Annotated in this window: 21 protein-coding genes; 10 read left to right on the forward strand and 11 right to left on the reverse strand. The window is 64.4% G+C overall.

The window, feature by feature from the left end:
• Positions 1–16: 16 nt before the first annotated feature.
• Positions 17–1,609 carry a peptide chain release factor 3 gene (locus tag EN850_RS22670; RefSeq protein ID WP_136092276.1) on the reverse strand — a complete coding sequence of 531 codons (1,593 nt, stop codon included), beginning with the start codon at positions 1,607–1,609 and terminating at the stop codon, positions 17–19.
• A gap of 206 nt (positions 1,610–1,815) precedes the next feature.
• Here EN850_RS22670 and EN850_RS22675 point away from each other — a divergent pair, with 206 nt between their 5' ends.
• Positions 1,816–2,889, forward strand: coding sequence for an FAD-binding oxidoreductase (locus EN850_RS22675; protein WP_136092277.1), 1,074 nt, complete (start codon positions 1,816–1,818; stop codon positions 2,887–2,889).
• A 212-nt stretch (positions 2,890–3,101) separates the two neighbouring features.
• On the opposite strand, the gene EN850_RS22680 is transcribed toward EN850_RS22675, so the two are convergent.
• Both EN850_RS22680 and EN850_RS22685 read right to left on the reverse strand, forming a co-directional pair.
• Positions 3,102–3,902: a class II glutamine amidotransferase gene (locus EN850_RS22680; protein WP_136092278.1), complete on the reverse strand. Its 801-nt coding sequence runs from the start codon at positions 3,900–3,902 to the stop codon at positions 3,102–3,104.
• 14 nt (positions 3,903–3,916) lie between these two features.
• Positions 3,917–4,165: a DUF6356 family protein gene (locus EN850_RS22685; RefSeq protein WP_127873032.1), complete on the reverse strand. Its 249-nt coding sequence runs from the start codon at positions 4,163–4,165 to the stop codon at positions 3,917–3,919.
• A gap of 115 nt (positions 4,166–4,280) precedes the next feature.
• Here EN850_RS22685 and EN850_RS22690 point away from each other — a divergent pair, with 115 nt between their 5' ends.
• The 3 genes from EN850_RS22690 to EN850_RS22700 all read left to right on the forward strand — a co-directional run bounded on the left by EN850_RS22690 (position 4,281) and on the right by EN850_RS22700 (position 6,004).
• Positions 4,281–4,751 (forward strand): Lrp/AsnC family transcriptional regulator, encoded by a 471-nt coding sequence (locus EN850_RS22690; RefSeq protein WP_127278799.1) that lies wholly within the window; start codon positions 4,281–4,283, stop codon positions 4,749–4,751.
• Positions 4,752–4,847: 96 nt separating this feature from the next.
• A complete protein-coding gene (gene dut, locus EN850_RS22695; RefSeq protein ID WP_127278800.1) occupies positions 4,848–5,333 on the forward strand; it encodes a dUTP diphosphatase in 486 nt (161 codons plus the stop codon).
• A gap of 11 nt (positions 5,334–5,344) precedes the next feature.
• On the forward strand, positions 5,345–6,004 hold the full coding sequence (locus tag EN850_RS22700; protein WP_127873031.1) for an HAD family phosphatase: 660 nt from the start codon (positions 5,345–5,347) through the stop codon (positions 6,002–6,004).
• 75 nt (positions 6,005–6,079) lie between these two features.
• Here EN850_RS22700 and EN850_RS36440 read toward each other — a convergent pair whose 3' ends face one another.
• Positions 6,080–6,595 carry a hypothetical protein gene (locus EN850_RS36440; RefSeq protein WP_189591211.1) on the reverse strand — a complete coding sequence of 172 codons (516 nt, stop codon included), beginning with the start codon at positions 6,593–6,595 and terminating at the stop codon, positions 6,080–6,082.
• Between the two features lie 418 nt (positions 6,596–7,013).
• Between EN850_RS36440 and EN850_RS22710 the strand changes: the two genes are divergently transcribed.
• Both EN850_RS22710 and EN850_RS22715 read left to right on the forward strand, forming a co-directional pair.
• Positions 7,014–7,817, forward strand: coding sequence for an oxaloacetate decarboxylase (locus EN850_RS22710; RefSeq protein WP_127278803.1), 804 nt, complete (start codon positions 7,014–7,016; stop codon positions 7,815–7,817).
• Between the two features lie 7 nt (positions 7,818–7,824).
• Complete coding sequence (locus EN850_RS22715) at positions 7,825–8,823, forward strand: proline racemase family protein (protein WP_136092279.1); 999 nt, start codon at positions 7,825–7,827, stop codon at positions 8,821–8,823.
• Positions 8,824–8,827: 4 nt separating this feature from the next.
• Here the strand turns inward: EN850_RS22715 and EN850_RS22720 are convergent, their stop codons facing one another.
• Both EN850_RS22720 and EN850_RS22725 read right to left on the reverse strand, forming a co-directional pair.
• A complete protein-coding gene (locus EN850_RS22720) occupies positions 8,828–9,538 on the reverse strand; it encodes a sulfate transporter family protein (RefSeq protein ID WP_127873028.1) in 711 nt (236 codons plus the stop codon).
• Positions 9,539–9,759: 221 nt separating this feature from the next.
• Complete coding sequence (locus EN850_RS22725; protein WP_127873027.1) at positions 9,760–10,662, reverse strand: EamA family transporter; 903 nt, start codon at positions 10,660–10,662, stop codon at positions 9,760–9,762.
• A 200-nt stretch (positions 10,663–10,862) separates the two neighbouring features.
• On the opposite strand from EN850_RS22725, the gene EN850_RS22730 reads away from it, so the two are divergent.
• Both EN850_RS22730 and EN850_RS22735 read left to right on the forward strand, forming a co-directional pair.
• A complete protein-coding gene (locus tag EN850_RS22730) occupies positions 10,863–11,855 on the forward strand; it encodes an adenosine kinase (RefSeq protein ID WP_127873026.1) in 993 nt (330 codons plus the stop codon).
• A 374-nt stretch (positions 11,856–12,229) separates the two neighbouring features.
• Positions 12,230–12,928, forward strand: a complete 699-nt coding sequence (locus EN850_RS22735) for an antitoxin Xre/MbcA/ParS toxin-binding domain-containing protein (protein WP_136092280.1) — start codon at positions 12,230–12,232, stop codon at positions 12,926–12,928.
• A 79-nt stretch (positions 12,929–13,007) separates the two neighbouring features.
• On the opposite strand, the gene EN850_RS22740 is transcribed toward EN850_RS22735, so the two are convergent.
• Both EN850_RS22740 and EN850_RS22745 read right to left on the reverse strand, forming a co-directional pair.
• Positions 13,008–15,287, reverse strand: a complete 2,280-nt coding sequence (locus EN850_RS22740) for an NADP-dependent malic enzyme (RefSeq protein ID WP_136092281.1) — start codon at positions 15,285–15,287, stop codon at positions 13,008–13,010.
• A gap of 133 nt (positions 15,288–15,420) precedes the next feature.
• A complete protein-coding gene (locus EN850_RS22745) occupies positions 15,421–16,449 on the reverse strand; it encodes a glycosyltransferase (protein ID WP_246689260.1) in 1,029 nt (342 codons plus the stop codon).
• Between the two features lie 318 nt (positions 16,450–16,767).
• On the opposite strand from EN850_RS22745, the gene mutS reads away from it, so the two are divergent.
• Positions 16,768–19,497 (forward strand): DNA mismatch repair protein MutS, encoded by a 2,730-nt coding sequence (mutS, locus tag EN850_RS22750; protein WP_136092283.1) that lies wholly within the window; start codon positions 16,768–16,770, stop codon positions 19,495–19,497.
• A 48-nt stretch (positions 19,498–19,545) separates the two neighbouring features.
• Here mutS and EN850_RS22755 read toward each other — a convergent pair whose 3' ends face one another.
• The 3 genes from EN850_RS22755 to EN850_RS22765 form a co-directional block, all read right to left on the reverse strand.
• A complete protein-coding gene (locus tag EN850_RS22755) occupies positions 19,546–20,391 on the reverse strand; it encodes an aldo/keto reductase (protein ID WP_135883669.1) in 846 nt (281 codons plus the stop codon).
• Positions 20,392–20,483: 92 nt separating this feature from the next.
• The gene (locus tag EN850_RS22760) at positions 20,484–20,876 is read right to left on the reverse strand and encodes a DUF305 domain-containing protein (protein WP_127277847.1); all 393 of its coding nucleotides are present in this window, start codon (positions 20,874–20,876) and stop codon (positions 20,484–20,486) included.
• 43 nt (positions 20,877–20,919) lie between these two features.
• Complete coding sequence (locus EN850_RS22765) at positions 20,920–23,427, reverse strand: heavy metal translocating P-type ATPase (RefSeq protein WP_136092284.1); 2,508 nt, start codon at positions 23,425–23,427, stop codon at positions 20,920–20,922.
• Between the two features lie 202 nt (positions 23,428–23,629).
• Here EN850_RS22765 and EN850_RS22770 point away from each other — a divergent pair, with 202 nt between their 5' ends.
• A complete protein-coding gene (locus EN850_RS22770) occupies positions 23,630–24,442 on the forward strand; it encodes a glycosyltransferase family 25 protein (RefSeq protein ID WP_136092285.1) in 813 nt (270 codons plus the stop codon).
• Positions 24,443–24,544 lie beyond the last annotated feature (102 nt).

Below are 24,544 nucleotides of genomic sequence, written 5' to 3' on the forward strand. Positions count from 1 at the left end.
GAAGGAAAGAGGGCAGTTACGCCGCCTTGTCGCGGACCTGATAGTCCTTGATCGTGGCGAAGCGGATCGCTTTCCAGCGTTCGGCTTCGTAGTTCAGCGAGAAGGCGTGCTGGGCGAGGAAAACCGGGTCGTTGTCGAGATCCCGGGCAATGTCGCCGCGATGCGCCTCGATGAAGCGAAGCACTTCGGCCTTGTCGTCGGCCGAGATCCAGCGGCAGACCGAAAAGCGCGACATTTCGAACTCAAGGGGCAGCGTGTATTCGAAGTTCAGCCGCTCTTTCAGCACATCCAGCTGCAGGGCGCCGACGACACCGACGATGGCCGGCGAACCATCTTCCGGCGAAAACAGCTGCACGACGCCTTCCTCGGCCATCTGGTGCAGCGCTTCCTTCAACTTCTTGGCCTTCATCGCGTCGCCGAGGCGCACTCGGCGCAGGATTTCCGGGGCGAAATTCGGCACGCCGCGAAACAGGATTTCCTCACCCTCGGTCAACGTGTCGCCGATGCGCAGCGTGCCGTGGTTGGGGATGCCGACGACATCGCCGGCGAAAGCTTCGTCGGCGGTGACGCGGGTGCGGGCGAAGAAGAATTGCGGCGCCGAGAGTGACATCGGCTTTCCCGTGCGCACCAGCTTGGCCTTCATGCCGCGCTCGAGCTTGCCCGAGCAGACCCGCACGAAGGCGATGCGGTCGCGATGGTTGGGATCCATGTTGGCCTGGATCTTGAAGACGAAGGAGGTCATCTTCTCCTCCGTCGCCTCGATAGTGCGGGTGTCGGCCTCCTGCGCGCGCGGTGGCGGCCCGAAGGCGCCAAGCGCCTCGATCAGGTCGCGCACGCCGTAATTGCGCAGCGCCGAGCCGAAATAGACTGGTGTCAGATGGCCTTCGCGAAAAGCGTCGATGTCGAGCGGACGGCAGGCTTCGCGCGCCAGTTCGAGTTCCTCGATGAAGGCCTCGCGCTCATTTTCCGGCAGAAGGCCGGCAACGCGGTTGGAATCGGGACCGTTGACCGGCGTGCGTTCCTTCTCTTCGTCACCCTTGCGCACGGCGTTCAGCGCCAGGTGATAGGTGCCGGAGAAGGTCTTGCCACGGCCGATCGGCCAGGTGACGGGCGCGGTGTCCAGCGCCAGCTTCTGCTCGATCTCGTCCAAAATCTCGAACGGATCGCGGCTTTCGCGGTCCATCTTGTTGACGAAGGTGATGATCGGGATGTCGCGCAGCCGGCAGACCTCGAACAGTTTCAGCGTGCGCGGCTCGATGCCCTTGGCGGCGTCTATGACCATGACGGCCGAGTCGACCGCCGATAGCGTGCGATAGGTATCGTCGGCGAAGTCCTCGTGGCCGGGCGTGTCGAGCAGGTTGAAGACGTTGTCCTCATATTCGAAGGTCATCACCGAGGTGACGACCGAAATGCCGCGCTCGCGCTCGATCTTCATCCAGTCGGAACGCGTCTGGATACGGTCCTTCTTGGCCTTGACCTCGCCGGCAAGCTGGATGGCGCCGCCGAACAGCAGCAGCTTTTCGGTCAGCGTCGTCTTGCCGGCGTCGGGGTGGGCGATGATCGCGAAAGTGCGGCGGCGCGCCACTTCCTCTGGTATTGTATCGGGCATTCTGTTGGGATTTCCGTGTGACAGGCCGGGCTTCTAGCAGCGCTACGCCGGGCTGTCGACCGTTCCGGCGGCACGGATGCCGCCGGATGCCGTCTCTCTGCTGAAGCCAGCAATGGCCGGGAGCCGTGTATTTCAACATTGGCAAGCGGCCATAGGAATGCCACTTGGATGAACATCCCTTGGAATCAGGAGGCAGAGGAGTGACCATGGCTGCGTCGAAACAAGTGATCGTCATCGGCGCCGGCATTATTGGTGCCTCGGTTGCCTGGCATCTGACCAGAGCTGGCGCGCAGGTGACGGTCATTGCCGACAGCGCGCCGGGCGGCGTGGCGACGCCGAACTCGTTTGCCTGGATCAACGCCAGTTGGGGCAATCCGGAAACCTATTTCCGGCTGCGCATCCGTGCCATGGCCGAGTGGAAGCGACTTGCAAATGATTTGCCCGGCCTGCCGCTGGCCTGGTGCGGCGGCCTGAACTGGGACCTGCAGGCGGAGAGGCTCGAAGCCTATGCGGACGAGCATTCGGCCTGGGGCTACGGCATCGAACGGGTTGGCCGAGAGCAGGTGGCACGCATTGAGCCCAATCTCGCCGAGCCTCCAGATTTTGCCTTGCATATCGCTGAGGAAGGTGTCGCCGAGCCCGCGGCCACAGCGAAGGCGCTGCTGGCGGATGCAGCGCGGCAAGGCGCGCGCATCCTCTCCGGCACGGTGACCGCGCTGGCCCAGAGCAACGGCAGGATTACCGGCGTGGACACATCACATGGGCTCGTTGCCGCCGACGAGGTGGTGATCGCCGCTGGCGTCGGCTCTCCGGATATTGCGGCGACGGCCGGCATCACCTTGCCAATCGAGACGCCGCCCGGCCTTATCGTCCATTCGCGGCCTTACAGGAAATTGCTCAACGGACTGGTGCACGCCGAGAGGCTACACATGCGCCAGACCGCCGAGGGCCGCATCATCGCCGGCTCGGATTTCGCCGGCGGCGATCCCGGTATGGACGCCGAAGCGACGGCCCGCGCGCTGTTCGCGGTCACGAAAGCAGCATTGCGTGGCGCCGAGGGGCTGGAACTCGATTTCCACACCATTGGCTACCGCCCCAATCCGATCGACGGCTTTCCGATCATCGGCCGCGCCGAGGGCCTGGATGGGCTCTACGTCGCGGTCATGCATTCCGGCATCACGCTGGCACCAGCCGTCGGCCTGTTTGCCGCGCGGGAGATTCTTGAAGGCGAGCGCGATGCATTGTTGGCGCCTTACGGGCTGGGGCGGTTTGCGCAGTAGCAATGGCTGCTTCCGAGGCGCGGCACTCTACGGCGCCCCCCTCTGTCCTGCCGGACATCTCCCCTACAAGTGGGGAGACGTCAGCTTCGCCGGCGGCTTCGCTCTTCAACGTTCGAGATTGGGAAGACCATCGCGACATCTGGCCTCCCGCTCTGGGGGAGATGTCCGGCAGGACAGAGAGGGGCGCGGAGGAACTCGACCGAAACGATTTGCTACCCAACCAGCGCCAGCTTCGCCGCGACCGGAGCGAATGGACTGATGTCGATGCAGTCCCTGGTCATGGTGACGAAGCTCGATGGCGGGATCGCCTGCCAGTCGCCGCCCTCGCGATCGAAGGGCTCGGAGACGATGCAGCGGCCAGCGCCCTTGCGGAAGATGGACGTGTAGAGCGTCGGCGCGTGAGCGTCAGTGGCGTAGCGGACCGCATATAGAATCTGCCCGTCGGAGAAAGCGGCGGTGAGTTTAAGCGCCGGCTCGAGACCGGCGCGGCGAGAGGCTTCCAGCACGCGGCTGGTGGCACGCGAGACGGCGCCTTGTGGGTCGGCCGAAAGGCCCTCGTCGATCATCAGGAGAAAAAACAGTTCGGAATCGGTGGTGCCTTCGCGCTGGTCGAAGACAGCGTCGGACAGCGAGTTCTCCAGCGCGCGGCGAATTTTCTCGAAACCGCCGATCTGGCCATTGTGCATGAACGACCAGCGGCCGGAGATGAACGGATGGCAGTTCATGCGGCTGGTGGCGCCGCCGGTCGAGGCCCTGACATGGGCGAGGAACAGGCCGGACTTGATCTGCCGGCACAGGCTTTTCAGATTGGGGTCGGACCAGGCCGGCAGGATGTCGCGATAGAGGCCGGGCTCGGGCCTCTCGCCATACCAGGCAAGGCCGAAACCGTCGCCATTGGTCGGCGACTTGGCTTCCTGGGCGCAGTGGCTCTGGGCGATCAGCGAGTGACAGGGCGCCGTGAGGATATCTTCGAGAACGACCGCTTCACCGAGATAGGCCGCCCATCGGCACATCGCTTTGTCGTCCTCTAGGCACGATCCGCAAGCGCCGCCGGCGCTTCGACCGTGTGATTGCCTCTGTTGTGCGTCCGCTCGTAGAGCTCGCGAATGATTCGGCTGGCGGTAGTCTCGAAGAGAAATGGCAAGAAAGCGTGAACGAGCGCTGCTCCCGCCGCCATCAGCAGGCGCGACGAGAACCAGGCGGCGAAGGCCATATGGCCGAAATAGGTTTCGCCGACCTTGGCCGGATGAGAGGTGAAAATGCTTGCGAGCGACATGCTGGTTCCCCTTCAGCGCTGGAGCTTCCTGATATGAGTATCCTGACACGCCTCACCGGTTCATTGGTCCCAAAATATCCTTGTATTTTGCCACTTCATGGGACAAACATCCCAAATGACACTGGAAATCGATGAAATCGACCGAAAATTGCTTGCCGAACTGCAACGAGACGGCACGTTGTCGGTCGACCAGCTGTCGGAGCGGGTGGCATTGTCGCGCAATGCCTGCTGGCGTCGCGTCAAGCGGCTGGAGGAAGATCGCGTCATCACCGGCCGCGTGGCGCTGGTCGATGCCGAAAAGCTCGGGCTTGGCCTTTCGGTGTTCATCCTGATCCGCACATCCAACCACGACCCGGACTGGCTGCAGAAATTCCGCGCCGCGGTAAGCGGCTTGCCAGAGATCATCGGCGTCTATCGCATGTCTGGCGATCTCGATTATGTACTGCGCGCCCGTGTCGCCGACGTGAAGGCCTATGACCGGCTCTACCAGCGGCTCATCGCCAAGGTGGCGCTGTCGGATGTTTCCGCCTCCTTCGTCATGGAGGAGATCAAGGAGACGACGGTGGTTCCGATGGAAGTGCGTTGAGCCGTCCTCAGGCCATAGTGATGCCCGAAAGAAAGCCGTTGATAGCGCCGCGGGCGAATTGACCGAATCGGCAATCGCGCCGATAGGATCGATTTTATGCGCGCAGCCCTTCAAACACCCTCCGTCATCGGTCCCACCGTCGGCTTCGTCAGGCTGCCGCATGGCGAGGGACTTCCGCTTCCCGCTTATGAAAGCACCGGCGCCGCTGGCATGGATTTGCGCGCGGCGGTGCCCGAAGACCGGCCGCTTCTGATCCTGCCCGGCAAGCGCGCTCTGGTGCCGACGGGGCTGATCCTGGAAATTCCCGAAGGCATGGAAGGCCAGGTGCGGCCACGCTCGGGCCTTGCCTTCAAACACGGCCTTACCGTCCTCAATTCACCCGGCACGGTCGACAGCGACTATCGCGGCGAGGTGAAGGTGCTGCTGGTCAATCTCGGCGACGAGGATTTTGCCGTTACGCGCGGCATGCGCATTGCCCAGATCGTTTTCGCCGCCGTGACGCAGGTGGCTGTGGAAGAGCGTTCGCTCGCCGGCGGCACGGCGCGCGGCTCGGGCGGATTCGGATCGACCGGCACCGCCTGATAGCGAATCCAATGCCCTTGCCTAAACTTGTCATCTTCGACTGCGACGGGATCCTGGTCGATACCGAGAATCTCGCCAACCGGCGCCTGGCCGAATGGCTCAGCGCGAGCGGCTATCCAACGACCTTCGAATATTGCCGCAAGAACTTCTCCGGCCGCAGCATGGTCTCGGTGCAGAAGGAGATCGAGGAGACGACCAGCGTCAGGCTCGGCGCCGATTTCGTCGAGCGCTGGAATGCCGGCCTGCCGGATCTGTTCGCTCATGGCGTCGAGGCGATCCCTTATGTCCGGGAGTTCATCGAGGCGGTCCGCGCCGCCGGCCTCGCCTATTGCGTCGCCACCTCGGCCAGGATCTCGAAGATGCACATAACGCTTGGCCAGACCGGGCTGTTGCCGCTGTTCGAGCATGCCATGTTCAGCGCCACCATGGTCTCGCGCGGCAAGCCGTTCCCCGACCTGTTCCTGCATGCGACCAAAGCCATGGGCTTCGAGCCGGCCGACTGCATCGTCATCGAGGATAGCGTCGCAGGCACGCAGGCAGGCATCGCTGCCGGCATGCGGGTGTTCTCCTATCATGGCGACCCCTATTCCGACCGCGACGGCCTGATCCAGGCCGGCGGCATCCTGTTCGACGACATGCGCGAACTCGCCGGGCTGGTGCCGATCCACTGATTTTGCCGGCCGGATGGGCTAGTGCATGTCGCCCGGAAGTGTCAGCTTCGCGGTGCTTGCGGTGAGGGGACGATATCAAGCATGTCGGGATTTTTGCATCGGCTCGTCTTTGCCTGCCTGTTGCTGCTGCCATTGCTGGGCGGCGCGGCCGGCGCCCAGGACGCGGCCAGCCCGGACCTCGGCAAACCCATCGATGGCCACGCCGGCACGACCTATGCCGATCTCATCAGGATGGTCATTCCGGATCTGACGGCGAAGGGCGACTACTATGTCGGCTCCTCGCCGATCGAGATGCGGCACATTGCCGGTCCCGACAATGACAGCTCGCCACCAGAAGCACCGAGCGTTTTCAGCGCCGGCGTGCTTGGCATCAAGGCCGGAGGCAAGGAGCGGCTGGCCATGCTTTTCGATCTCGGCGAATCGCCCGACAGCGCGGAGGGCTATGCGGTGCTGGCGCTTTACGATCTCACCGGCAAACCGAGGTTGCTCGATGCCGTCAATGTGGCGACCGACCGTTTCACCTTCTTTCGCCACCCCGGCAAACTTTCGCTCGGCGCCAGCGACGATGCGCTGATGATCTCCAGCACGCATTTCAACTCGAACCAGGGCTACATGTCGACGCCGCTTATCCTGGTGCGAGACGACCGTTTTGAGCTGATCGACCTCATCAACACGTTCGACGAAAATGTCTGTTCCTATCGGCGCTCCCAGGACCTGACCTTCCAGGCCGTGAGCGATGGCCAGCCCTACGCCGCGATCAAGGCGACGATAACCGACAAGACGGCACCTGGCGAAGAGACGTGCGACGAACCCGCCCCCAAAGCCGTCTCGAACGACATTTCCGTAACCTACCGCTGGGACAAGAAAACAGCGGGCTACGTCGCCGATTCCGATGCCTTCGAAAATTGGCAGCAGACAACGAGAAACGCTTCTGAACCAACCGCATTTGTTTGCCCGGCCGGAAACGGCGCGCTAGCATCCGCCCCGACACTCGTCATGGGGAACATTCATGGACAAGGGCAAGATCTTTCGCGACCTGCATGCCTCGACCTTCGTCATGCCCAATCCCTGGGACCCGGGCACGACGAAGCTGCTTGGCTCCTTCGGCTTCAAGGCGCTGGCCACGACCAGCGCCGGCTTTGCCTTTTCGCGCGGCCTGCCGGACGGGGCCGTGAGCTTCGACCAGATGATCCATCATTGCCGCGAGGTGACGGCCGCGACCGAACTGCCGGTCTCGGCGGATCTCGAAAAAGGCAAGGGCGACAGCCCCGAGCAGGCCGCCGAGACCATTTTCGCAGCGGAGGCCGCCGGGCTTGCCGGCTGCTCGATCGAAGACCATACCGGCGATCCGGAAAAGCCCATCTACGAGTTTTCGCATGCGGTCGAGCGCGTCGCCGCCGCGGTGGAGGCGGCGCGGGCGCTGAAGCGCGATTTTGTCTTCACCGCGCGGGCCGAGAACTTCCTGTGGGGCAAGTCCGACCTCGACGATACGATCAAGCGGCTGCAGGCCTTCGAAAAGGCCGGCGCCGACGTGCTCTATGCGCCGGGCATCGGCGACGTCGAGATGGTGCGCACGCTCTGCTCGGCGGTGACCAAGCCGGTCAATGTCATGGCGAGGCCCGGCTTCACCATCGCCGACCTTGCCATGGCCGGCGTCAAGCGGATTTCGCTCGGGCCGTGGCTGACCAATTTCGCCTACGGCATGCTGGAGACGGCGGCGCGCGAGATCCAGCAGGACGGAACGTTCGGCTTCACCCGCGCCGCCATGCCGTTCGGCAAGTTGCAGGCGCTCTACGGCAAATCCCAGGGTTAGACGCCGCATGAACCTTACTGTCGTCGACATGCATACGGGCGGCGAGCCGCTGCGGATCGTCACCGGGGGTTATCCCGCTATCCCCAGGGGCACCATCCTTGAAAAGCGCGCCTATGTGCGGGACCATCTCGACCATTTGCGCAAACTGCTGATCTTCGAGCCGCGCGGCCATTACGACATGTATGGCGCCTTGCTGGTCGAGCCCGATTTGCCCGGCGCCGACCTTGCCGTGCTGTTCATGCACAATGAGGGCTATTCCACCATGTGCGGCCACGCCATCGTCGCGCTCGGCCGTTATGCCATCGATGAAGGCCTGGTGGCGAAACAGGAGCCGGTCACCACAGTCAACATCGAGGCGCCTTGTGGCCTGGTCGTCGCCTCGGTCGAGGTCAGCGACGGCAAGGCCGGTGCGGTGTCGTTCGAGAGCGTGCCTGCCTTCCTGTTCGCCCGCGACCAACAGATCGGGCTGACAGAGTATGGCAAGATCGGTTTCGATATCGCCTATGGCGGGGCTTTCTACGCGCTGGCCGACTGCCATCAGTTCGGGCTGGAATTCGACCGCGACCGCGTGCGCGATTTCGTCGATGCGGCAACGGCGCTGACGAACCGGCTCAAGGCCGAGTTTGCGTTGTCGCATCCCGATCATGACGACCTCGCCTTCCTCTACGGCACCATCCTGACCGACGGAAAGGACGCCTTTTCCGGGGAAGTCACCAGAAATGTCTGCGTCTTCGCCGAGGCGGAAGTCGACCGATCGCCGACCGGTTCCGGCGTGACCGCCCGGCTGGCGGCCATGCATGCCAAGGGTGAGATCGCCATCGGGCAGACGCGCAGTTTCGAGAGCATCGCCGGCTCGCGCTTTTCCGGGGCGGTCGTGCGAACGGCACAGGCCGGCCCGCACGAAGCGATCGTCGCCCGCGTCGGCGGCCGCGCCTATTATTCCGGACGAGCCGAATTCATTGTCGAACCGGACGACGAGCTGGGGCGTGGTTTCCTCTTGCGCTGAAGGCTCAACCGTTTGCGGAACGGACCGCTTCCCGCGCCGAGACCGCCTTGTGCAGATGCACCATCATGGCGGCGGCGAAGAGCGGCGTCAGCAGGTTGAGCAGCGGCACGGCAAGGAATGCCGCGATCACCAGCCCGGACAGAAACACCGTACCGGCATAGCGCCGGCGCAGGGCCCTCGCATCTTCCTCGGGGCGAAAGCGCATGGCGGCGAATTCGAAGAATTCGCGCCCCAGCAGGTAGCCGTTGACAATGAAGAAGGCTGCGATGTTGATGCCCGGCACCAGCAGAAGCATGAGCGCCACGATGTTGCCCAGGATGACGACGCCGAAAAACTTTATCGCCAGCACCATCGAGCGCAATGCCGGCATGGCCCGTCCGGCCGGGTGGCTTGGGTAATCGGTGCGCTCGACCACTTCGGCGACATCGTCGAGGAACAGGCCGGCGATGACGGCCGTGACCGGCGCAACAAGCAGCGCCATGCCGAAGGCCAGCGCGATGGCCGCGACAATGCCGCCCAGCCAGCCGGCCCAGGACGGTATGCCGGGCAACACGGTCTGGAGCCACGGCAGGGCCAGCCATTCGACAAGGCTGGTCAGGCCGAACCACAGGGCGACCAGCGCCAGCAGGGTTAGGCCGAGCGTCTTGATGAACACGGCGCGGAACGGAGGCGAGAGCAGCTCCAGGGCCGCGGTGCGGGCAGCGTCGAAAATCACCGTGCTTCAACCCCAGGTCAGCGGACACAACCACAGAGCAATTCCAGGAAAAGTGCGTAGCGGTTTTCCGCCCGGGATTGCGTAAAAACGAGAAGTTACAGCGGGTCAGAGATTCCATCAAACACTGAACCGCTCAAGGCAGGACGTCTCCGAGATAGGCAGTGCGGCCCGCGAGCACAAGCGCGGGCCTTTGCTTGTCTTTGGACGCTGCCGAAATCTGACTACCGGGCGAAGGCCGGTTTGCGGACCGGTATGGTCATGGCCGCCACGCCGGCAACGACAAAGCCCATGCCGAGCCATGCCGTCGGACCCAGGCTTTCGCCGAGGAAGATGGCGCCGATGCCGACACCGATCGGCACCCGCAGATAGGCCTGCGACGTCGTGCCGACCGAACCCAGCGTGTGGATGAGGCGAAAATAGATGACGAACGCCAGTGCCGTCGAAAACACGGACAGGCCGAGCAAAGCGAGGATGGAAGCTGCCGAAGGCGTCAGCGTCCATGGCTGGTCGACCACCAGGCTGAGCGGCACCAGCATGACGGCGCCGCACAGCATGGAGCCAGCGGCGGGAAGCATCGGATCGAGGCCCTTGAAGCCACGGCCGAAGATGGCGGCGCCGGCATAGCACACGGTTGCCGCGACGATGGCGATCTGTGCCCAGAGCTGGTGGCCGATGCCGCCAAGCGCCTGTGTGCCGACGATGAGGCAGATGCCGGCAATGCCGGCGCCGACGCCGACCAGCTTGCGTGGGGTGACCGGCTCATGGCGGGTGATCAGCGCGGTGAGCAGGAAGGTGAAGATCGGCGAGGTGGCGTTGAGGATGGTGGCAAGGCCGGCGTCGACCGAGCGCTCGGCCGCGGCGATCAGCGTGAACGGGACGACGCTGTTGAGGCAGGCCTGGAAGGCGAAGCGGCGCCAGCTAGCCGCGTCTCCCGGCATGGCAAGCCCACGCCAGCGGATGATGGCGAACAGGATGGCGCCGGCGATCAGGGTGCGGGCGGCGATGAAGGTGATGGGCGGGATGGTCTCGACGCCGATCTTGATGAAGGTGTAGGAGGCGCCCCACAGGACAGCCAGTACGCCAAGCAGCGCCAGGTCGGTAGCCGTGTCGTTTTTGGCAGGCATGGGCTCGCGCCTTCGGACCGTGATCTCAGGAGCGCAGATGTAGGCGACATCGCGACGAAATGTTTCGGCCACGGTCGAATTGTCGTAGCGCCTGGGCTGGCGCGGCAAGGACAGAAAATCGGTTGCCTGTTTTCAGCGTCATGCTGTAGACCCGCGCGGGCATGGCAAGAAGCCGGCTCGGGTTTTTGGCGGAGACATTGATGCCGGATTATGACGTGCTTTGCATCGGCAATGCGATTGTCGACATCATCGCCCAGTGCGAAGAGGACTTCCTCCAGACCAACGGCATCATCAAGGGCGCGATGAATCTCATCGACACCCATCGCGCCGAATTGCTCTACAGCCGCATGGGTCCGGCAATCGAGGCCTCCGGCGGCAGCGCCGGCAACACGGCGGCCGGGGTCGCCTCCTTCGGCGGACGCGCCGCCTTCTTCGGCAAGGTTTCCAACGATGCGCTGGGCGAAATCTACGCGCACGATATCCACGCGCAAGGTGTCGCCTTTGACACCAAGCCGCTCGAGGGCGAGCCGCCGACGGCGCGCTCGATGATCTTCGTCACCCCCGATGGCGAGCGCTCGATGAACACCTATCTCGGCGCCTGCGTCGAACTCGGGCCGGAAGATGTCGAGGCCGACAAGGCGTCGGGCGCCAAGGTGACCTATTTCGAAGGCTATCTGTGGGACCCGCCGCGCGCCAAGGAAGCCATCCGGCAGACGGCCAGGCTGGCGCACGCGGCCGGCCGCGAAGTGTCCATGACCTTGTCGGATTCGTTCTGCGTCGACCGTTACCGTGACGAGTTCCTCGACCTGATGCGCTCGGGCACGGTCGATATCGTCTTTGCCAACAGCCACGAGATCAAGTCGCTTTACCAGACTTCGTCGTTCGACGAGGCGCTGGCGCAGATTCGCAAGGATTGCAAGATCGCCGCGGTGACCCGCTCCGAAAAGGGCTCGGTCATCGTGCGCGGCGACGAGACCGTGGTCATAAAGGCGACCGCCATCAAGGAACTGGTCGACACGACGGGCGCCGGCGACCTCTACGCCGCCGGTTTCCTGCATGGTTATACACAGGGACGCGACCTCCAGACCTGCGGCGACCTTGGCTCACTGGCAGCCGGATTGGTGATCCAGCAGATCGGCCCGAGGCCACGGCAGAATCTGCGCAAGGAAGCCGAGCAAGCGGGGTTGTTGTAGGGGGGCTTTTCCCTTCTCCCCCTGTGGGAGAAGGTGGATCGGCGCGCAGCGCCGAGACGGTTGAGGGGTGGGTGACGGATCGCCGTTTTTGCCAAGCTGGAACACCCTCATCCGACCTCGCTTCGCGAGGCCACCTTCTCCCACAAGGGGAGAAGGAAAAGACCGTCGCGCGGTTGTCACACACCGCTCCTACAGGAAATTGCGAGCGTCCCGTGACTGGCATTTCGGGATGCTCGCAGTCAGTTGGGGTGTCGTAAATGCAAGACAGCAACCTGTCGGGTTCGCTGCATCTGTTGCCGTTCGGAGTCCCGCTTTTCCCTTAGCCGTTGACAAACGGCCGCAGTCGGGGAGGAGCGCGGCCAGAAGACAGATGCATGACCAGATTTCCAATCCAGGCGACCGGCATAAACCAGGACGACTTCGCGGAGTTGGTCGCCGACAAGGTCGAGCGCGCGCTCGCCCATTATGACGAGGCGATCAACCAGTCCACCATGGTCTCGGTCGCCAAAATCGCCGGCAGCATCGCCTCCGCGGTCACCTTGCTGTCGCCCAAGCACCAGCGCGCCATCGACACCATCCACGCCGACCTTCCCGGCCTTGCCTCGAAATTCGTGCGCGCGCTGGCGGCGGAAGCGGCGCGCCGAGGCGAAGCCGGCACCACCGGCACGACGACGCTGCCTGCAGAGGCCGAAACGTTGCCCCCGCTCCCCCAGTCCGACGACCTCGAATCGATGCTGATCGAGGACTGGGCCGGCCGCGTCGCCGGCTCGACCTATCTGGAAGAGAACCTGCGCATCGCCCGCTCCACCTTGCACCGTTGGCAACGGCGCGGCGACGTCATCGCGCTGCGCAAGGGCGGCCGCAAGCACGTCTTCCCGCTGGCGCAATTCGTCGACGGCAGGCCGGTGGCGGGCATAAGCGACGTGCTGGAGCTGATCGGCAATCCGAGGCTCGCATGGCTATGGTTGACCCGCCCAGCGGCACAGCTCGACGGCCGCATCCCGATTGACCTGCTGCGGCAGGACCAGGCGGAAGAGGTGGTCGAGGCGGCGCGGGTGTTTGCGCCGGGGTGAAGTCGGCGCGAGAAGGTGCCTGCGGCGCGCTTCGGGCTTGTCTGATGCAGAAGCTTTCGTCCGCCAGGCGGGATGCTCCTCAAGTCCCCGCCGTGTAGGCCGCGATCGCCGCCATGTTGACGATATCGCTGTCCTTGGCGTTCAGCGAGACGATCTGCACCGGCTTGTTCAGGCCGACCAGCAGCGGGCCGATGACGGTCGAGCCGCCGAGTTCCTGTAGCATCTTGGTCGAGATCGAGGCCGAGTGGAACGCCGGCATGATCAGCACGTTGGCCGGGCCGGTCAGGCGGATGAACGGGTATTGCGCCATGGCGCGGGCGTTGAGCGCCACGTCGGCGGCCATTTCGCCGTCATATTCGAAATCGACGCGGCGCTTGTCGAGGATGCGCACGGCTTCCTGGATGCGCTCGGAGCGCTCGCCCTGCGGATGGCCAAAGGTGGAATAAGCGAGCATGGCGAGCCTCGGCTCATAGCCCATGCGGCGGGCGAAGCCGGCCGCCTCCTCGGCGATGTCGGCGATCTGCTCGGCGTTGGGCATGTCGTGGACGGCGGTGTCGGCGACGATCACCGTGCGGCCGCGCGCGAGCACGATCGAGGCGCCGATGACGCGGTGGCCGGGCTTGGCGTCGATGATGCGCCTGATATCGTCGAGCGCGGTGGAATAGTTGCGGGTGACGCCGGTGACGATGCCGTCGGCGTCACCCAGCGCCACCATGCAGGCGGCGAAATGGTTGCGATCGTTGTTGATCAGCCGCTGGCAGTCGCGGAACAGGAAGCCTTTGCGCTGCATGCGTTCGTAGAGATAGTCGGTGTAGATCGAATTGCGGCGCGACAGGCGCGCATTGATGATCTCGATGCCTTGCTTGTTCAAGTCGATGCCGGCGTGCCTGGCGTTCTCCTTGATGACATCGTCGCGGCCGAGCAGGATGGCCGTGCCGAGCCGCTGGTTCACATAGGAGACGGCGGCGCGCATCACCTGCTCCTCCTCGCCCTCGGCGAAGACGATGCGCTTGGGCTGGCGGCGCACGCGATCGTAGATGCGCTGAAGGGTCGAGGCGATCGGGTCGCGGCGGGCGGAAAGCTCCTGCGCGTAGCGGTCGAGATCGAGGATCGGCTTGCGGGCGACGCCCGAATCCATTGCCGCCTTGGCCACGGCAATCGGGATGGCCGAGATCAGGCGCGGGTCGAAAGGCACCGGGATGATGTAGTTGGGGCCGAATTTCGGCCGGTTGCCCTGATAGGCGGCGGCGACGTCGTCGGGCACGTCCTGGCGGGCCAGTTCGGCGAGAGCGCGGGCGGCGGCGATCTTCATGTCGTCGTTGATGGTGGTGGCCCTGACATCAAGCGCGCCGCGGAAGATGTAGGGGAAGCCGAGCACGTTGTTGACCTGATTGGCATAATCCGAACGCCCGGTGGCCATGATGGCGTCGGTGCGGATCTCGGCCACTTCCTCCGGGGTGATCTCCGGATCGGGATTGGCCATGGCGAAGATGATCGGGTTTTTGGCCATCGACTGCACCATGGCGGTGGTCAGCGCGCCCTTGGCGGAAACACCGAGGAAGACGTCGGCGCCGTCGAGCGCTTCGGCCAGAGAACGCGCGTCGGTCTTGACCGCATGCGCCGATTTCCACTGGTTCATGCCCTCGGTGCGGCCCTGGAAGACCACACCCTTGGTATCGCACAAGGTGATGTTTTCGGGCGAAAAACCCATCGCCTTCATCAGCTCGATGCAGGCGATGCCGGCGGCACCCGCGCCATTGCAGACCAGCTTCGTGGTCTTCATGTCGCGGCCGGTTACCTCCAGCGCATTGATCAGGCCGGCGGCCGAGATGATGGCCGTGCCATGCTGGTCGTCATGGAAGACCGGGATGTCCATCAGTTCGCGCAGGCGCTGCTCGATGATGAAGCATTCCGGCGCCTTGATGTCTTCCAGGTTGATGCCGCCGAAGGAGGGACCGAGGAAGCGCACGCAGTTGATGAACTCGTCGGCATCCTCGGTGTCGACCTCGAGGTCGATGGAATCGACATCGGCGAAGCGCTTGAACAGCACCGCCTTGCCTTCCATGACCGGCTTCGAGGCCAGCGCGCCGAGATTGCCGAGGCCGAGGATGGCGGTGCCGTTGGAGATGACGGCGACCATGTTGCCGCGCGTCGTATAGTCGAAGGCTCTCGATGGGTCCTCGGCGATGGCGCGCACGGGCACGGCGACGCCCGGCGAATAAGCGAGGCTGAGATCGCGCTGCGTCGTCATCGGTTTGGTGGCGACGATCTCCAGCTTGCCGGGCCGGCCCATGGCGTGGAATTCGAGCGCTTCCTGTGCGCTGACGGACGGACCGTTGTTCTCGGTTTTCCTGGCCATGATGCTTTTTGATTTCCTCGCCGGTGCGGCACCTCCTTGAAGCGGGTGCCTGTGTTCTTGCGAATTAAGACCACGGGCCGCCGCGTGTAAACCACGAAGCTCTGCAAAGCTGCTTCAAAGCGGACGCGCTCGGTCAGGGACTGGGCTGCGCTGGCTTGAATGCGGTGATTTCATGCGCATGCTGGCGGGCCGTTGCCCATCGCCGCAGCGTCCTGGTTCCGGGGAACGGCCATTGCGACAAGGGCGGCCGTCGGCTTCCCATCCGCTCGAACAGCTCCGACAGGAATTCCATGAGTTGCCGCCGTTGCGGCTCGACCCTGGCCATCGTGCGGTTACGGATCTCCTCGCGCGGTATGGCGCGGTCGCGCAGCGTCTCGACAGCCCGCCGGATCGCCGCCGGATCGGGCTCGGCGATGATGCAATAGTCCGGATCGAAGAAGACATCCCGGCCGCCAAGACTGGGCGTGCTGACCACCGGCAACCCGGCCATCAGATATTCCATGCTGGAACACATCGCCCCTTCCGCCGCCGACAGACAGAGCCCAACCGCGGCCTGGTTGTAGACGCGATTGACCTCCTGCGGCGCCAGCCAGCCGGCCAGGCCATCGATGATCGGGTTGGCGATACGATGCAGCGGCGATTGCGCCTGCAGGCGACGGATGAAGGCACGGTCGCCGGCCCGGGGCAGCTCGCCGATCGAAAAGGTGATGTGGGCGAGCCTTTCGACGTCGAAGGCGAGGTAATGACGCTTGATGCACGAGATGCGGCCGTTATAGACGGCGTCGAATTCGACGGGGACATCCGGCAATGGCCGAAAGATGTCCTCTGAGACCATCAGATTGTGGTTGGAGACGATCGCGGTTCCTCCGACAGCGGTGACCAGACGACGCTCCTCCGGCGTGTTGCAAAGAAAAATCAGTTCGTGAAGCGGAAAGTTCTCACGGTACCAGGCGAGATCCCGGCCCAGCTTTGCGACGACGTGCGGCCGCTCGAGCGTCCAACTCGGCATCAGCAGGAACACGGCGCGCCGCGAGGCCAGGCGACGGCCGATTGCGACGATCGAGTTGAGGGGGCGCGCGCCGCCGATCGGCGTGTAGATCAACAGCGGATCGTGGCTGAGCACGTAAACCGCGAGCCGAACGCCGCCGTCCAGGCGGGACAACGGACCGCTGAGCGGCAGCGCGAAAGGGAGGCGCTTGGCCGCCGAAAACTTAAGCCAGCCCAACCTTTGACTGGCATGCCGAACCGTCATGAGCCAGAGCCGTTCGAGGGCCGAGTCGATCGGCCCTACCATCTCCTCGAACGTTTCGTGCCCATCCCTGTCCATGACCATTATACCCCCAAGACGACAGATATTCGCGATCACGGCATCGGGCAATGCCGCTGAATAGCCGGCCATGGACGATGGCTTGCGATCTTCCCCTGCTTTTCGATGGCCCGGCATTAAACCCCGCCACCACATCTGCTAGCGTGCCGCGCCATGAACATGCACAGCCCGAACGAGCCCGACGCCGCTCCCGAGTTGACGGCGGCGCCACAGCCAGGCCCCGCCGTCACGCCGATGATGGAGCAATTCATCGAGATCAAGGCGGCCAACCCGGATTCGCTGCTGTTCTACCGCATGGGCGATTTCTACGAGCTGTTCTTCGACGATGCCGAGAAGGCGAGCCGGGCGCTGGGCATCGTGCTCACCAAACGCGGCAAGCACCAAGGCCACGACATTCCGATGTGCGGCGTGCCGGTGCATGCGGCCGACGACTATCTGCAGAAGCTGATTGGCCAGGGGTTCCGCGTCGCCGTCTGCGAGCAGATCGAGGATCCGGCCGAGGCCAAGAAACGCGGTTCCAAATCGGTGGTGCGCCGCGATGTGGTGCGGCTGGTGACCCCGGGCACCATCACCGAGGACAAATTGCTGGCGCCGTCGGAATCGAGTTTCCTGATGGCGCTGGGCAGGGTGAAGGGCGGAGCGGACCACAGCTTTGCAATTGCCTGGATCGACATCTCGACCGGGGCCTTCCGCGTCGCCGAGACCTCCGCCGACCGGCTGATGGCCGACATCTTCCGTGTCGACCCGCGCGAGCTTATCATGGCCGAGCCGGTCTTCCATGATCCCGAGCTGAAGCCGGTGTTCGACGTGCTCGGCCGCATTGCCAGCCCGCAGCCGCCTTCGCTGTTCGATTCGGCCTCGGCCACGGGGCGGATCGCGCGGTTCTTCGAGGTGGCGACACCAGACAGTTTCGGCACGTTTTCGCGCGCCGAACTGTCGGCGATCTCGGGCGCCATCGCCTATGTCGAGAAGACGCAGAAGGCCGAGCGGCCACCGCTGTCGCGCCCCGAGCGCGAGGAGCAGGGCTCGACCCTGTTCATCGATCCGGCGACGCGCGGCAATCTCGAACTGTTGCGCACGCTGTCCGGCAGCCGCGAGGGCTCGCTGTTCAAGGCGATCGACCGCACGGTGACCGGCGGCGGCGCAAGGCTGCTCGCCGACCGGCTGATGGCGCCGCTGACCGACCCGGCGGCCATTGTCGCACGGCTGGATTCGGTGTCGTTCTTCCGTTCCGAAGTGCGGCTTTGCCAGGCGGTGCGGATGAGCCTGAAGAGCGTCGCCGACATGCCGCGTGCGCTGTCCAGACTGGCGCTCAATCGCGGCGGCCCGCGCGACCTCGGCGCGCTGCGCGCCGGCTTCGAGGCGGCAGGTGCCATCGCCGAGACCTTTGCCGCGACCGCCCTGCCCCAGGAATTGGCCGGCGCGATGACCGCGATTCAAGCGCTGCCCAAGGCACTCGCCCAGCATCTCACCCAGGCGCTCGGCGAGGAGCTGCCGCTGCTCAAACGCGACGGCGGTTTCGTTCGCGGCGGCTATCATGCCGAACTCGACGAGATGCGGGCGCTGCGCGACGAGTCGCGCAAAGTGATCGCCGGGCTGGAGCGCTCGCTGATCGAGGAAACCGGCATCCGTTCGCTGAAGATCCGGCACAACAACGTGCTGGGCTACTACATCGAGGTGACGGCCAACCATCATGCAATCATGACCGGCAGCGATGGCGCCAAGGCGCGCTTCATCCACCGCCAGACCATGGCCAACGCCATGCGCTTCACCACGACCGAGCTCGCCGAACTCGAGACCAAGATCGCCAATGCCGCCGACCGGGCACTGAGCATCGAACTGGCCGCCTTCGATGCGCTGACGGCGGAGGCGGTCGCCGAGGCCGAGGCGATCCGCGCCGGGGCCGATGCGCTCGCCGTGCTCGATGTATCGGCCGCCCTCGCACTGTTGTCGGAAAGCGAGGCCTGGTGCCGGCCGGTGGTGGATTCCAGCCTTGCCTTCGAAATTTCAGGCGGGCGGCATCCGGTGGTCGAACAGGCGTTGCGCCGTTCGGGCGAAGGCCCGTTCGTCGCCAATGATTGCGACCTCTCGCCCGAGGGGACTGCCAGGAACGGCGCGATCTGGCTGCTGACCGGCCCGAACATGGGTGGTAAGTCGACGTTCCTCAGGCAAAACGCGCTGATCGCGATCCTGGCCCAGACCGGCTCGTTCGTACCGGCGGCGTCTGCCCATATCGGCGTCGTCGACCGGCTGTTCTCGCGCGTCGGCGCTTCGGACGATCTGGCGCGCGGCCGTTCGACCTTCATGGTCGAAATGGTCGAGACGGCGGCGATCCTCAACCAGGCCGGGGAACGCGCGCTGGTGATCCTCGACGAGATCGGCCGCGGCACCGCGACGTTCGACGGCCTGTCGATCGCCTGGGCGGCGGTCGAATATCTGCACGAGAAGAACCGCTGTCGGGCGATTTTCGCCACCCATTTCCACGAAATGACGTCGCTCGCCGGCAAGCTGGCGCGGCTTTCCAACGTCACCATGCGCGTCAAGGAATGGGAAGGCGACGTCGTTTTCCTGCACGAGGTCGGCAAGGGTGCAGCCGACCGGTCCTACGGCGTGCAGGTGGCGCGGCTCGCCGGCCTGCCGGAGGCGGTGGTCGAGCGGGCCAAGGCGGTGCTGCACCAGTTGGAGGAAGGCGAGGTCTCCGGCAAGGCCAACCGGCTGGTCGACGACCTGCCGCTGTTTTCGGTGGCGGTGAAACGGGAAGCGCCAAAGCCGGTGAAGAGCGACGCGCTGGGCACAGCGCTCGGCGAGATCAACCCCGACGAGATGACGCCGAAGGAAGCGCTGGAGGCGCTCTACCGGCTGAAAGGGCTGGCGGGGAAGTAATTTTGCAATCTGGGCGGCGGAGGGGGAAATTGGGGCAGCACCGCCGCCTCAGATCATCTCCAGCCCGCGCTTGCGCTTCGGTGGCGGGAATGCACGGTCGAGATCGGCGATGTCCTGCGGCGTAAGCTTTATGTCCAACGCAGCGACATTCTGGCGGACGTGCTCCTGGCTGCCGGCCTTGGGAATGGCGATGACGCCGTCCTGCCGCATCACCCAGGCCAAGGCGATTTGCGCCGGTGTCGCGCCGTGGCGGGCGGCGACGGCGTCAAGCCTGGCATTGCGCGCCAGCGCGCCTTGCTCGACCGGCGAATAGGCCATCAGCGGGATGCCGCGTGTTCGGCTCCAGGGCGCCAGATCGAATTCCGGGCCGCGGCGAACCAGATTGTAGAGCACCTGGTTGGTCTGGACATTGCCGCCGTCGCGCAGGCCAGCCAGTTCCTCCATCTCCTCGGTGTCGAAATTGCTGACGCCCCAATGCCGTATCTTGCCGGCTTTTTTCAGCGCCTCGAAGGCTTCCACCGTTTCCGATAGGGGCACGCTGCCCGGCCAATGCAGCAGATAGAGATCGATGCGGTCGGTGGCGAGGCGCTTCAGGCTGTTCTCGCAGGCGCGCTGCACGCCGGCCCTTGAAGCGTTGGAAGGCAAGACCTTCGAGACCAGGAAGACCTCGGCGCGGCGCCCGGCGATGGCTTTGGCCACCACTTCTTCCGCGCCGCCGCCGGCATACATTTCGGCGGTGTCGATCAGCGTGACGCCGAGGTCGAGACCGAGCTTGAGGGCATTTACCTCGTCGGAGCGGCGCCGCGAATCCTCGCCCATTTTCCACGTGCCCTGGCCGAGAACGGGTATGGCCTCGCCGCAGGGCAGTGTAGTGGTTCTGACGCTCGATTCCATGGCATGGCTCCGTCGGTACTCGATCGCATCGAGGCCTCGACGAGACTCCGCAAGGAGTTCTCGCCGGACCCTACTTAGCGATGCCGGGAAGCTTACTTCACCGGATGGGCGGCGAGCCAGTCCTGCATCTGCTTGATTTCGGCTTCCTGCGCGGCGATGACGCCTTCGGCGAGTTTGCGGATTTCCGGATCCTTGCCGTTGGCCAGCTCGACCTTGGCCATGTCGATCGCGCCTTGATGATGCGGAATCATGCCGCGGACAAAATCGACGTCGGCGTTGCCGGTATATTGCGAGGCCATCATGTCGGTATGCATCTTGTCCATCGCCGCCTTGTAGCCCGCCGTCGAAGGGCTTTCCGCCCCCATGGCCATGGCGCCCATGTCGTGCTTCATCTCCTCGCTCTGCGCCGGCACGCTTTCGAGGAAGACGGCAAGCAGCATTCCGGCCGCCATCAGCAGCAGCACGAGTTTTTTAGCCAAGGTCATTCATGGTCTCCTGTTGGTTGGATTTCGTATCTGGGGGTTAATCTCAGAGTTTCAACGTTCTGAGCCGCAATGCGTTCGCGATCACCGAGACGGAGGACAGGCTCATCGCCGCCGCCGCCAGCATCGGCGACAGAAGCGTGCCGGTAAGCGGATAGAGCACGCCGGCCGCGACCGGCACGCCAAGCACATTGTAGAGGAAGGCGAAGAACAGGTTCTGCCGGATGTTGCCGATGGTCGCCCGGGCCAGGGTGCGGGCGCGGACGATGCCGTTTAGGTCGCCCTTGACCAAGGTGATGCCGGCGCTTTCGACGGCGACATCGGCGCCGGTTCCCATGGCGATGCCGACATCGGCGGCGGCAAGCGCCGGCGCATCGTTGACGCCGTCGCCGGCCATGGCGACGCCGGCACCCCTGCCGCGCAGTTCGTCGACGAGCGCTGCCTTCTGTTCCGGCAATAGACCTGCCCGAACCTCGTCGATGCCGAGACGTCCGGCGATCGCCTTGGCCGTGCGCTCATTGTCGCCGGTCGCCATGATGATCCTCAGCCCACTGTCATGCAGCGCCCTGATCGCCTCCGCCGTGGTCGCCTTGACCGGATCGGCGACGGCGACGATGCCGGCCAGCTTGCCGTCGACAGCGACGAACATCGCCGTCTTGCCATCGCCCTGCAATGCTTCCACGCGGCCCAGGATTGCGGAAACGTCGATGGCGAGATCGGCCATCATCGCGGCATTGCCGAGCGCGACCTTCTTGCCCGACACCGTGCCGGAAACGCCCTTGCCGGTAACCGCCTCGAAGCTGCTGGCCTCGGCGATCTTCACGCCGCGCTGGCCCGCCCCATCGACGATGGCCTCGGCCAGCGGATGCTCCGACCCCTTTTCCAGGGTCGCGGCGTACACCAGCAATTCGTCCTCGGAAAAGCCCGCGGCCGCGACGACGTCGGTCAGTTTCGGCCGGCCCTCGGTCAGCGTGCCGGTCTTGTCGACGATCAACGTGTCGACGGCGGCGAAGCGTTCGAGCGCGGCGGCTTCCTTTATCAGCACACCGGCAAGCGCGCCGCGCCCGGTGGCGGTCATGATCGACATCGGCGTGGCGAGGCCCAGCGCACAGGGACAAGCGATGATCAGCACCGAAACCGCCGAGACGATGGCAAAGATCAGATTGGGCTCGGGGCCGAAGATCGCCCAGGCGATGAACGCGGCGACGGCGACCAGGACGACGGCCGGGACAAAGTAGAAGGAAACGCGGTCGGCCAGGCCCTGGATCGGGGCGCGCGAGCGCTGTGCCTTGGCGACGAGTTCGACGATGCGCGACAGCGTCGTCTCGGCGCCGATCCGCTCGGCGCGCATGATCAGCGAGCCGTTCTTGTTAAGCGTGCCGCCGGTCAAGGCGTCGCCTTCGGCCTTCTCGACCGGCAAGGGTTCGCCCGTGATCATCGATTCGTCGATGGAGGAGCGGCCTTCCAGCACCGTGCCGTCGACCGGGACAGCATCGCCGGGACGGATGCGCAGGCGATCGCCGGCCTTGACGTCGTCCAGCGCTACATCGGTCTCGGCGCCGTCGTCTGCGATCCGCCGCGCGGTCTTCGGCGCGAGATCAAGCAGGGCGCGGATCGCCGATCCGGTCTTTTCGCGGGCGCGCAGTTCCAGCACCTGGCCGAGGAAGACCAGCGCGACGATGACGGCGGCTGCCTCGAAATAGACCGGCACCGTACCGCCATGGCCGCGGAACTGGTGCGGAAAGATGTCTGGAAAAAACGTGGCGACGACGCTGTAGACATAGGCGGCGCCGACGCCGAGCGAGATCAGCGTCCACATGTTGGGGCTGCGGTTGAGGATCGAGTCCCAGCCGCGATGGAAGAACGGGAAGGCAGCCCAGAGCACCACAGGGCTCGCCAGGACCAGTTCGATCCAGACCTTTGCGCGATCCTCGACCAGGCCCTCCAGCGACAGGCCGACCATCGGCGCCATGGCGACGACCAGCAGCGGGACCGACAGCACCGCGCTCACCCAGAGCCTTCTCGTGAAATCGACCAGTTCGGGATTTGGCCCTTCATCGCCTGTCGGCACGCCCATGGGCTCGAGGGCCATGCCGCAGATCGGGCAGGAGCCGGGCTTGTCGCGGATGATCTCGGGATGCATGGGGCAGGTGTATTGCGTGCCCTTGGGCATCGGCCCCGGTGCCGGCCTGTCGCCGAGATAGGTTTGTGGCGCCGCCTCGAACTTCGCCTTGCAGCCGGCGGAACAGAAGTAGAAACCTTGGCCTTCATGGCGGACGAAATGTTTCGCCGTCGAGCGGTCGACGCTCATGCCGCAGACAGGGTCGGTGGCCGTCAGGTAGCTTTCCGGCTCGGACTGGAACTTCGAACGGCAGCGCTCGCTGCAGAAATGATAGAGGCGGCCGCCATGCTCTGATGTCGGCTTGCCGGCGGCCGGATCCACGATCATGCCGCAGACCGGGTCGAGCGGAGCCGCATTCGCGGCGGCGCCTTTGGACGCGCAGCAGCCGCCATGCGAGCCATGCGTATGATGATGGTGATCTGAATGCGTCATTTCGAAAATGCCTTGATGTCACTGCTTTGAGGTCGAGGTAGTGCTTCCAGTAACTGGAAGGTCAAGGGCTGTTTTGATTTTCCGATTCGGGCGCCGTGAAATCGATCGAACACCCCCTGCACAAAGGTACATCTCGTGCTAAAACTTTGCTTGCTAATATTACTCGCCGCATCACGTTCATCTCGCTAGATTTCGGTCGACAATGAAGTGCCTGGTCATAAACCTCGATCGGTCCTCGGACCGACTTGCCCATATGAGAGCAGAATTCGGCCGTATCGGCGTCGCGTTCGAGCGCGTCGTGGCGGTCGACGGACACAGCCATCCCGAACTCGAACAGCAACCTCAGCATCCAATGTATGGACCCCGGCAACTATCGAGCAGCGAAATCGCCTGCCTGCACAGCCATCGTGCCTGCTGGTCGATCCTGGCGCGGGGCGAGGCGCGCTACGGCGCCATCTTCGAGGACGACGTGGTCTTTTCCGCGAATGCCAGCTGCCTGCTTGCCGACTGCGGCTGGATCCCGGCCGACGCCGACATCGTCAAGCTGGAGACGTACTTCAGCAAGACCATAATCCAGCGGATGAGGATTTCCGCCGGTCATGGTTTTTCCGTGTCAAGGCTCTGCAAGTTCCATGCGGGAACCGGGGGCTACATCATCTCCAGGCAGGCCGCGCGCGATCTTCTCGAAGCGACCGAAAGGATCAACCTGACCGCCGATGACCTGATCTTCAACCCGGCGTTCGCGACATGGTCGAGCAACGCGATCTACCAACTTGTCCCGGCACTGTGCGCACAGGATCAAGTCCTCGGCGACAGGGCGCTGGGGATGCCAAGCCTGCTCGACCACGGACGCGAATGCAAATGGCTCGCCAGCGGCTTGATGACAAAACGCCGGCGGCCGATGACCGAGAAGATCAGGATCGAGATCGGGCGGGTCGTGGAATGGATCGTCGATTTCTGCAAGTTGCGGCGACGGACCGTCATCCCTCTCGCTTCGCCGGGGCCAAGGGATTAAGCAGGCTTCTCCGGGACCCACTCACAGCGCCGCCGAAACCGGGCGTAAATGCCGCCACAGGGCAGCTCCACCCAGCTCGCCAAGATGCTGTCGAGCAACCGA

The sequence above is a fragment of the Mesorhizobium sp. M8A.F.Ca.ET.207.01.1.1 genome, assembly GCF_004794715.1.
In the GTDB taxonomy this organism is placed as follows: Bacteria; Pseudomonadota; Alphaproteobacteria; order Rhizobiales; family Rhizobiaceae; genus Mesorhizobium.

Coding starts and splice junctions, on each gene's coding strand:
- EN850_RS22670 (WP_136092276.1), bottom strand. CDS start 1,609: ATGCCCGATACAATACCAGAGGAAGTGGCGCGCCGCCGCACTTTCGCG.
- EN850_RS22675 (WP_136092277.1), top strand. CDS start 1,816: ATGGCTGCGTCGAAACAAGTGATCGTCATCGGCGCCGGCATTATTGGT.
- EN850_RS22680 (WP_136092278.1), bottom strand. CDS start 3,902: ATGTGCCGATGGGCGGCCTATCTCGGTGAAGCGGTCGTTCTCGAAGAT.
- EN850_RS22685 (WP_127873032.1), bottom strand. CDS start 4,165: ATGTCGCTCGCAAGCATTTTCACCTCTCATCCGGCCAAGGTCGGCGAA.
- EN850_RS22690 (WP_127278799.1), top strand. CDS start 4,281: ATGACACTGGAAATCGATGAAATCGACCGAAAATTGCTTGCCGAACTG.
- dut (WP_127278800.1), top strand. CDS start 4,848: ATGCGCGCAGCCCTTCAAACACCCTCCGTCATCGGTCCCACCGTCGGC.
- EN850_RS22700 (WP_127873031.1), top strand. CDS start 5,345: ATGCCCTTGCCTAAACTTGTCATCTTCGACTGCGACGGGATCCTGGTC.
- EN850_RS36440 (WP_189591211.1), bottom strand. CDS start 6,595: ATGCGTGCTGGAGATCATCAGCGCATCGTCGCTGGCGCCGAGCGAAAG.
- EN850_RS22710 (WP_127278803.1), top strand. CDS start 7,014: ATGGACAAGGGCAAGATCTTTCGCGACCTGCATGCCTCGACCTTCGTC.
- EN850_RS22715 (WP_136092279.1), top strand. CDS start 7,825: ATGAACCTTACTGTCGTCGACATGCATACGGGCGGCGAGCCGCTGCGG.
- EN850_RS22725 (WP_127873027.1), bottom strand. CDS start 10,662: ATGCCTGCCAAAAACGACACGGCTACCGACCTGGCGCTGCTTGGCGTA.
- EN850_RS22730 (WP_127873026.1), top strand. CDS start 10,863: ATGCCGGATTATGACGTGCTTTGCATCGGCAATGCGATTGTCGACATC.
- EN850_RS22735 (WP_136092280.1), top strand. CDS start 12,230: ATGACCAGATTTCCAATCCAGGCGACCGGCATAAACCAGGACGACTTC.
- EN850_RS22740 (WP_136092281.1), bottom strand. CDS start 15,287: ATGGCCAGGAAAACCGAGAACAACGGTCCGTCCGTCAGCGCACAGGAA.
- mutS (WP_136092283.1), top strand. CDS start 16,768: ATGAACATGCACAGCCCGAACGAGCCCGACGCCGCTCCCGAGTTGACG.
- EN850_RS22755 (WP_135883669.1), bottom strand. CDS start 20,391: ATGGAATCGAGCGTCAGAACCACTACACTGCCCTGCGGCGAGGCCATA.
- EN850_RS22760 (WP_127277847.1), bottom strand. CDS start 20,876: ATGACCTTGGCTAAAAAACTCGTGCTGCTGCTGATGGCGGCCGGAATG.
- EN850_RS22765 (WP_136092284.1), bottom strand. CDS start 23,427: ATGACGCATTCAGATCACCATCATCATACGCATGGCTCGCATGGCGGC.
- EN850_RS22770 (WP_136092285.1), top strand. CDS start 23,630: ATGAAGTGCCTGGTCATAAACCTCGATCGGTCCTCGGACCGACTTGCC.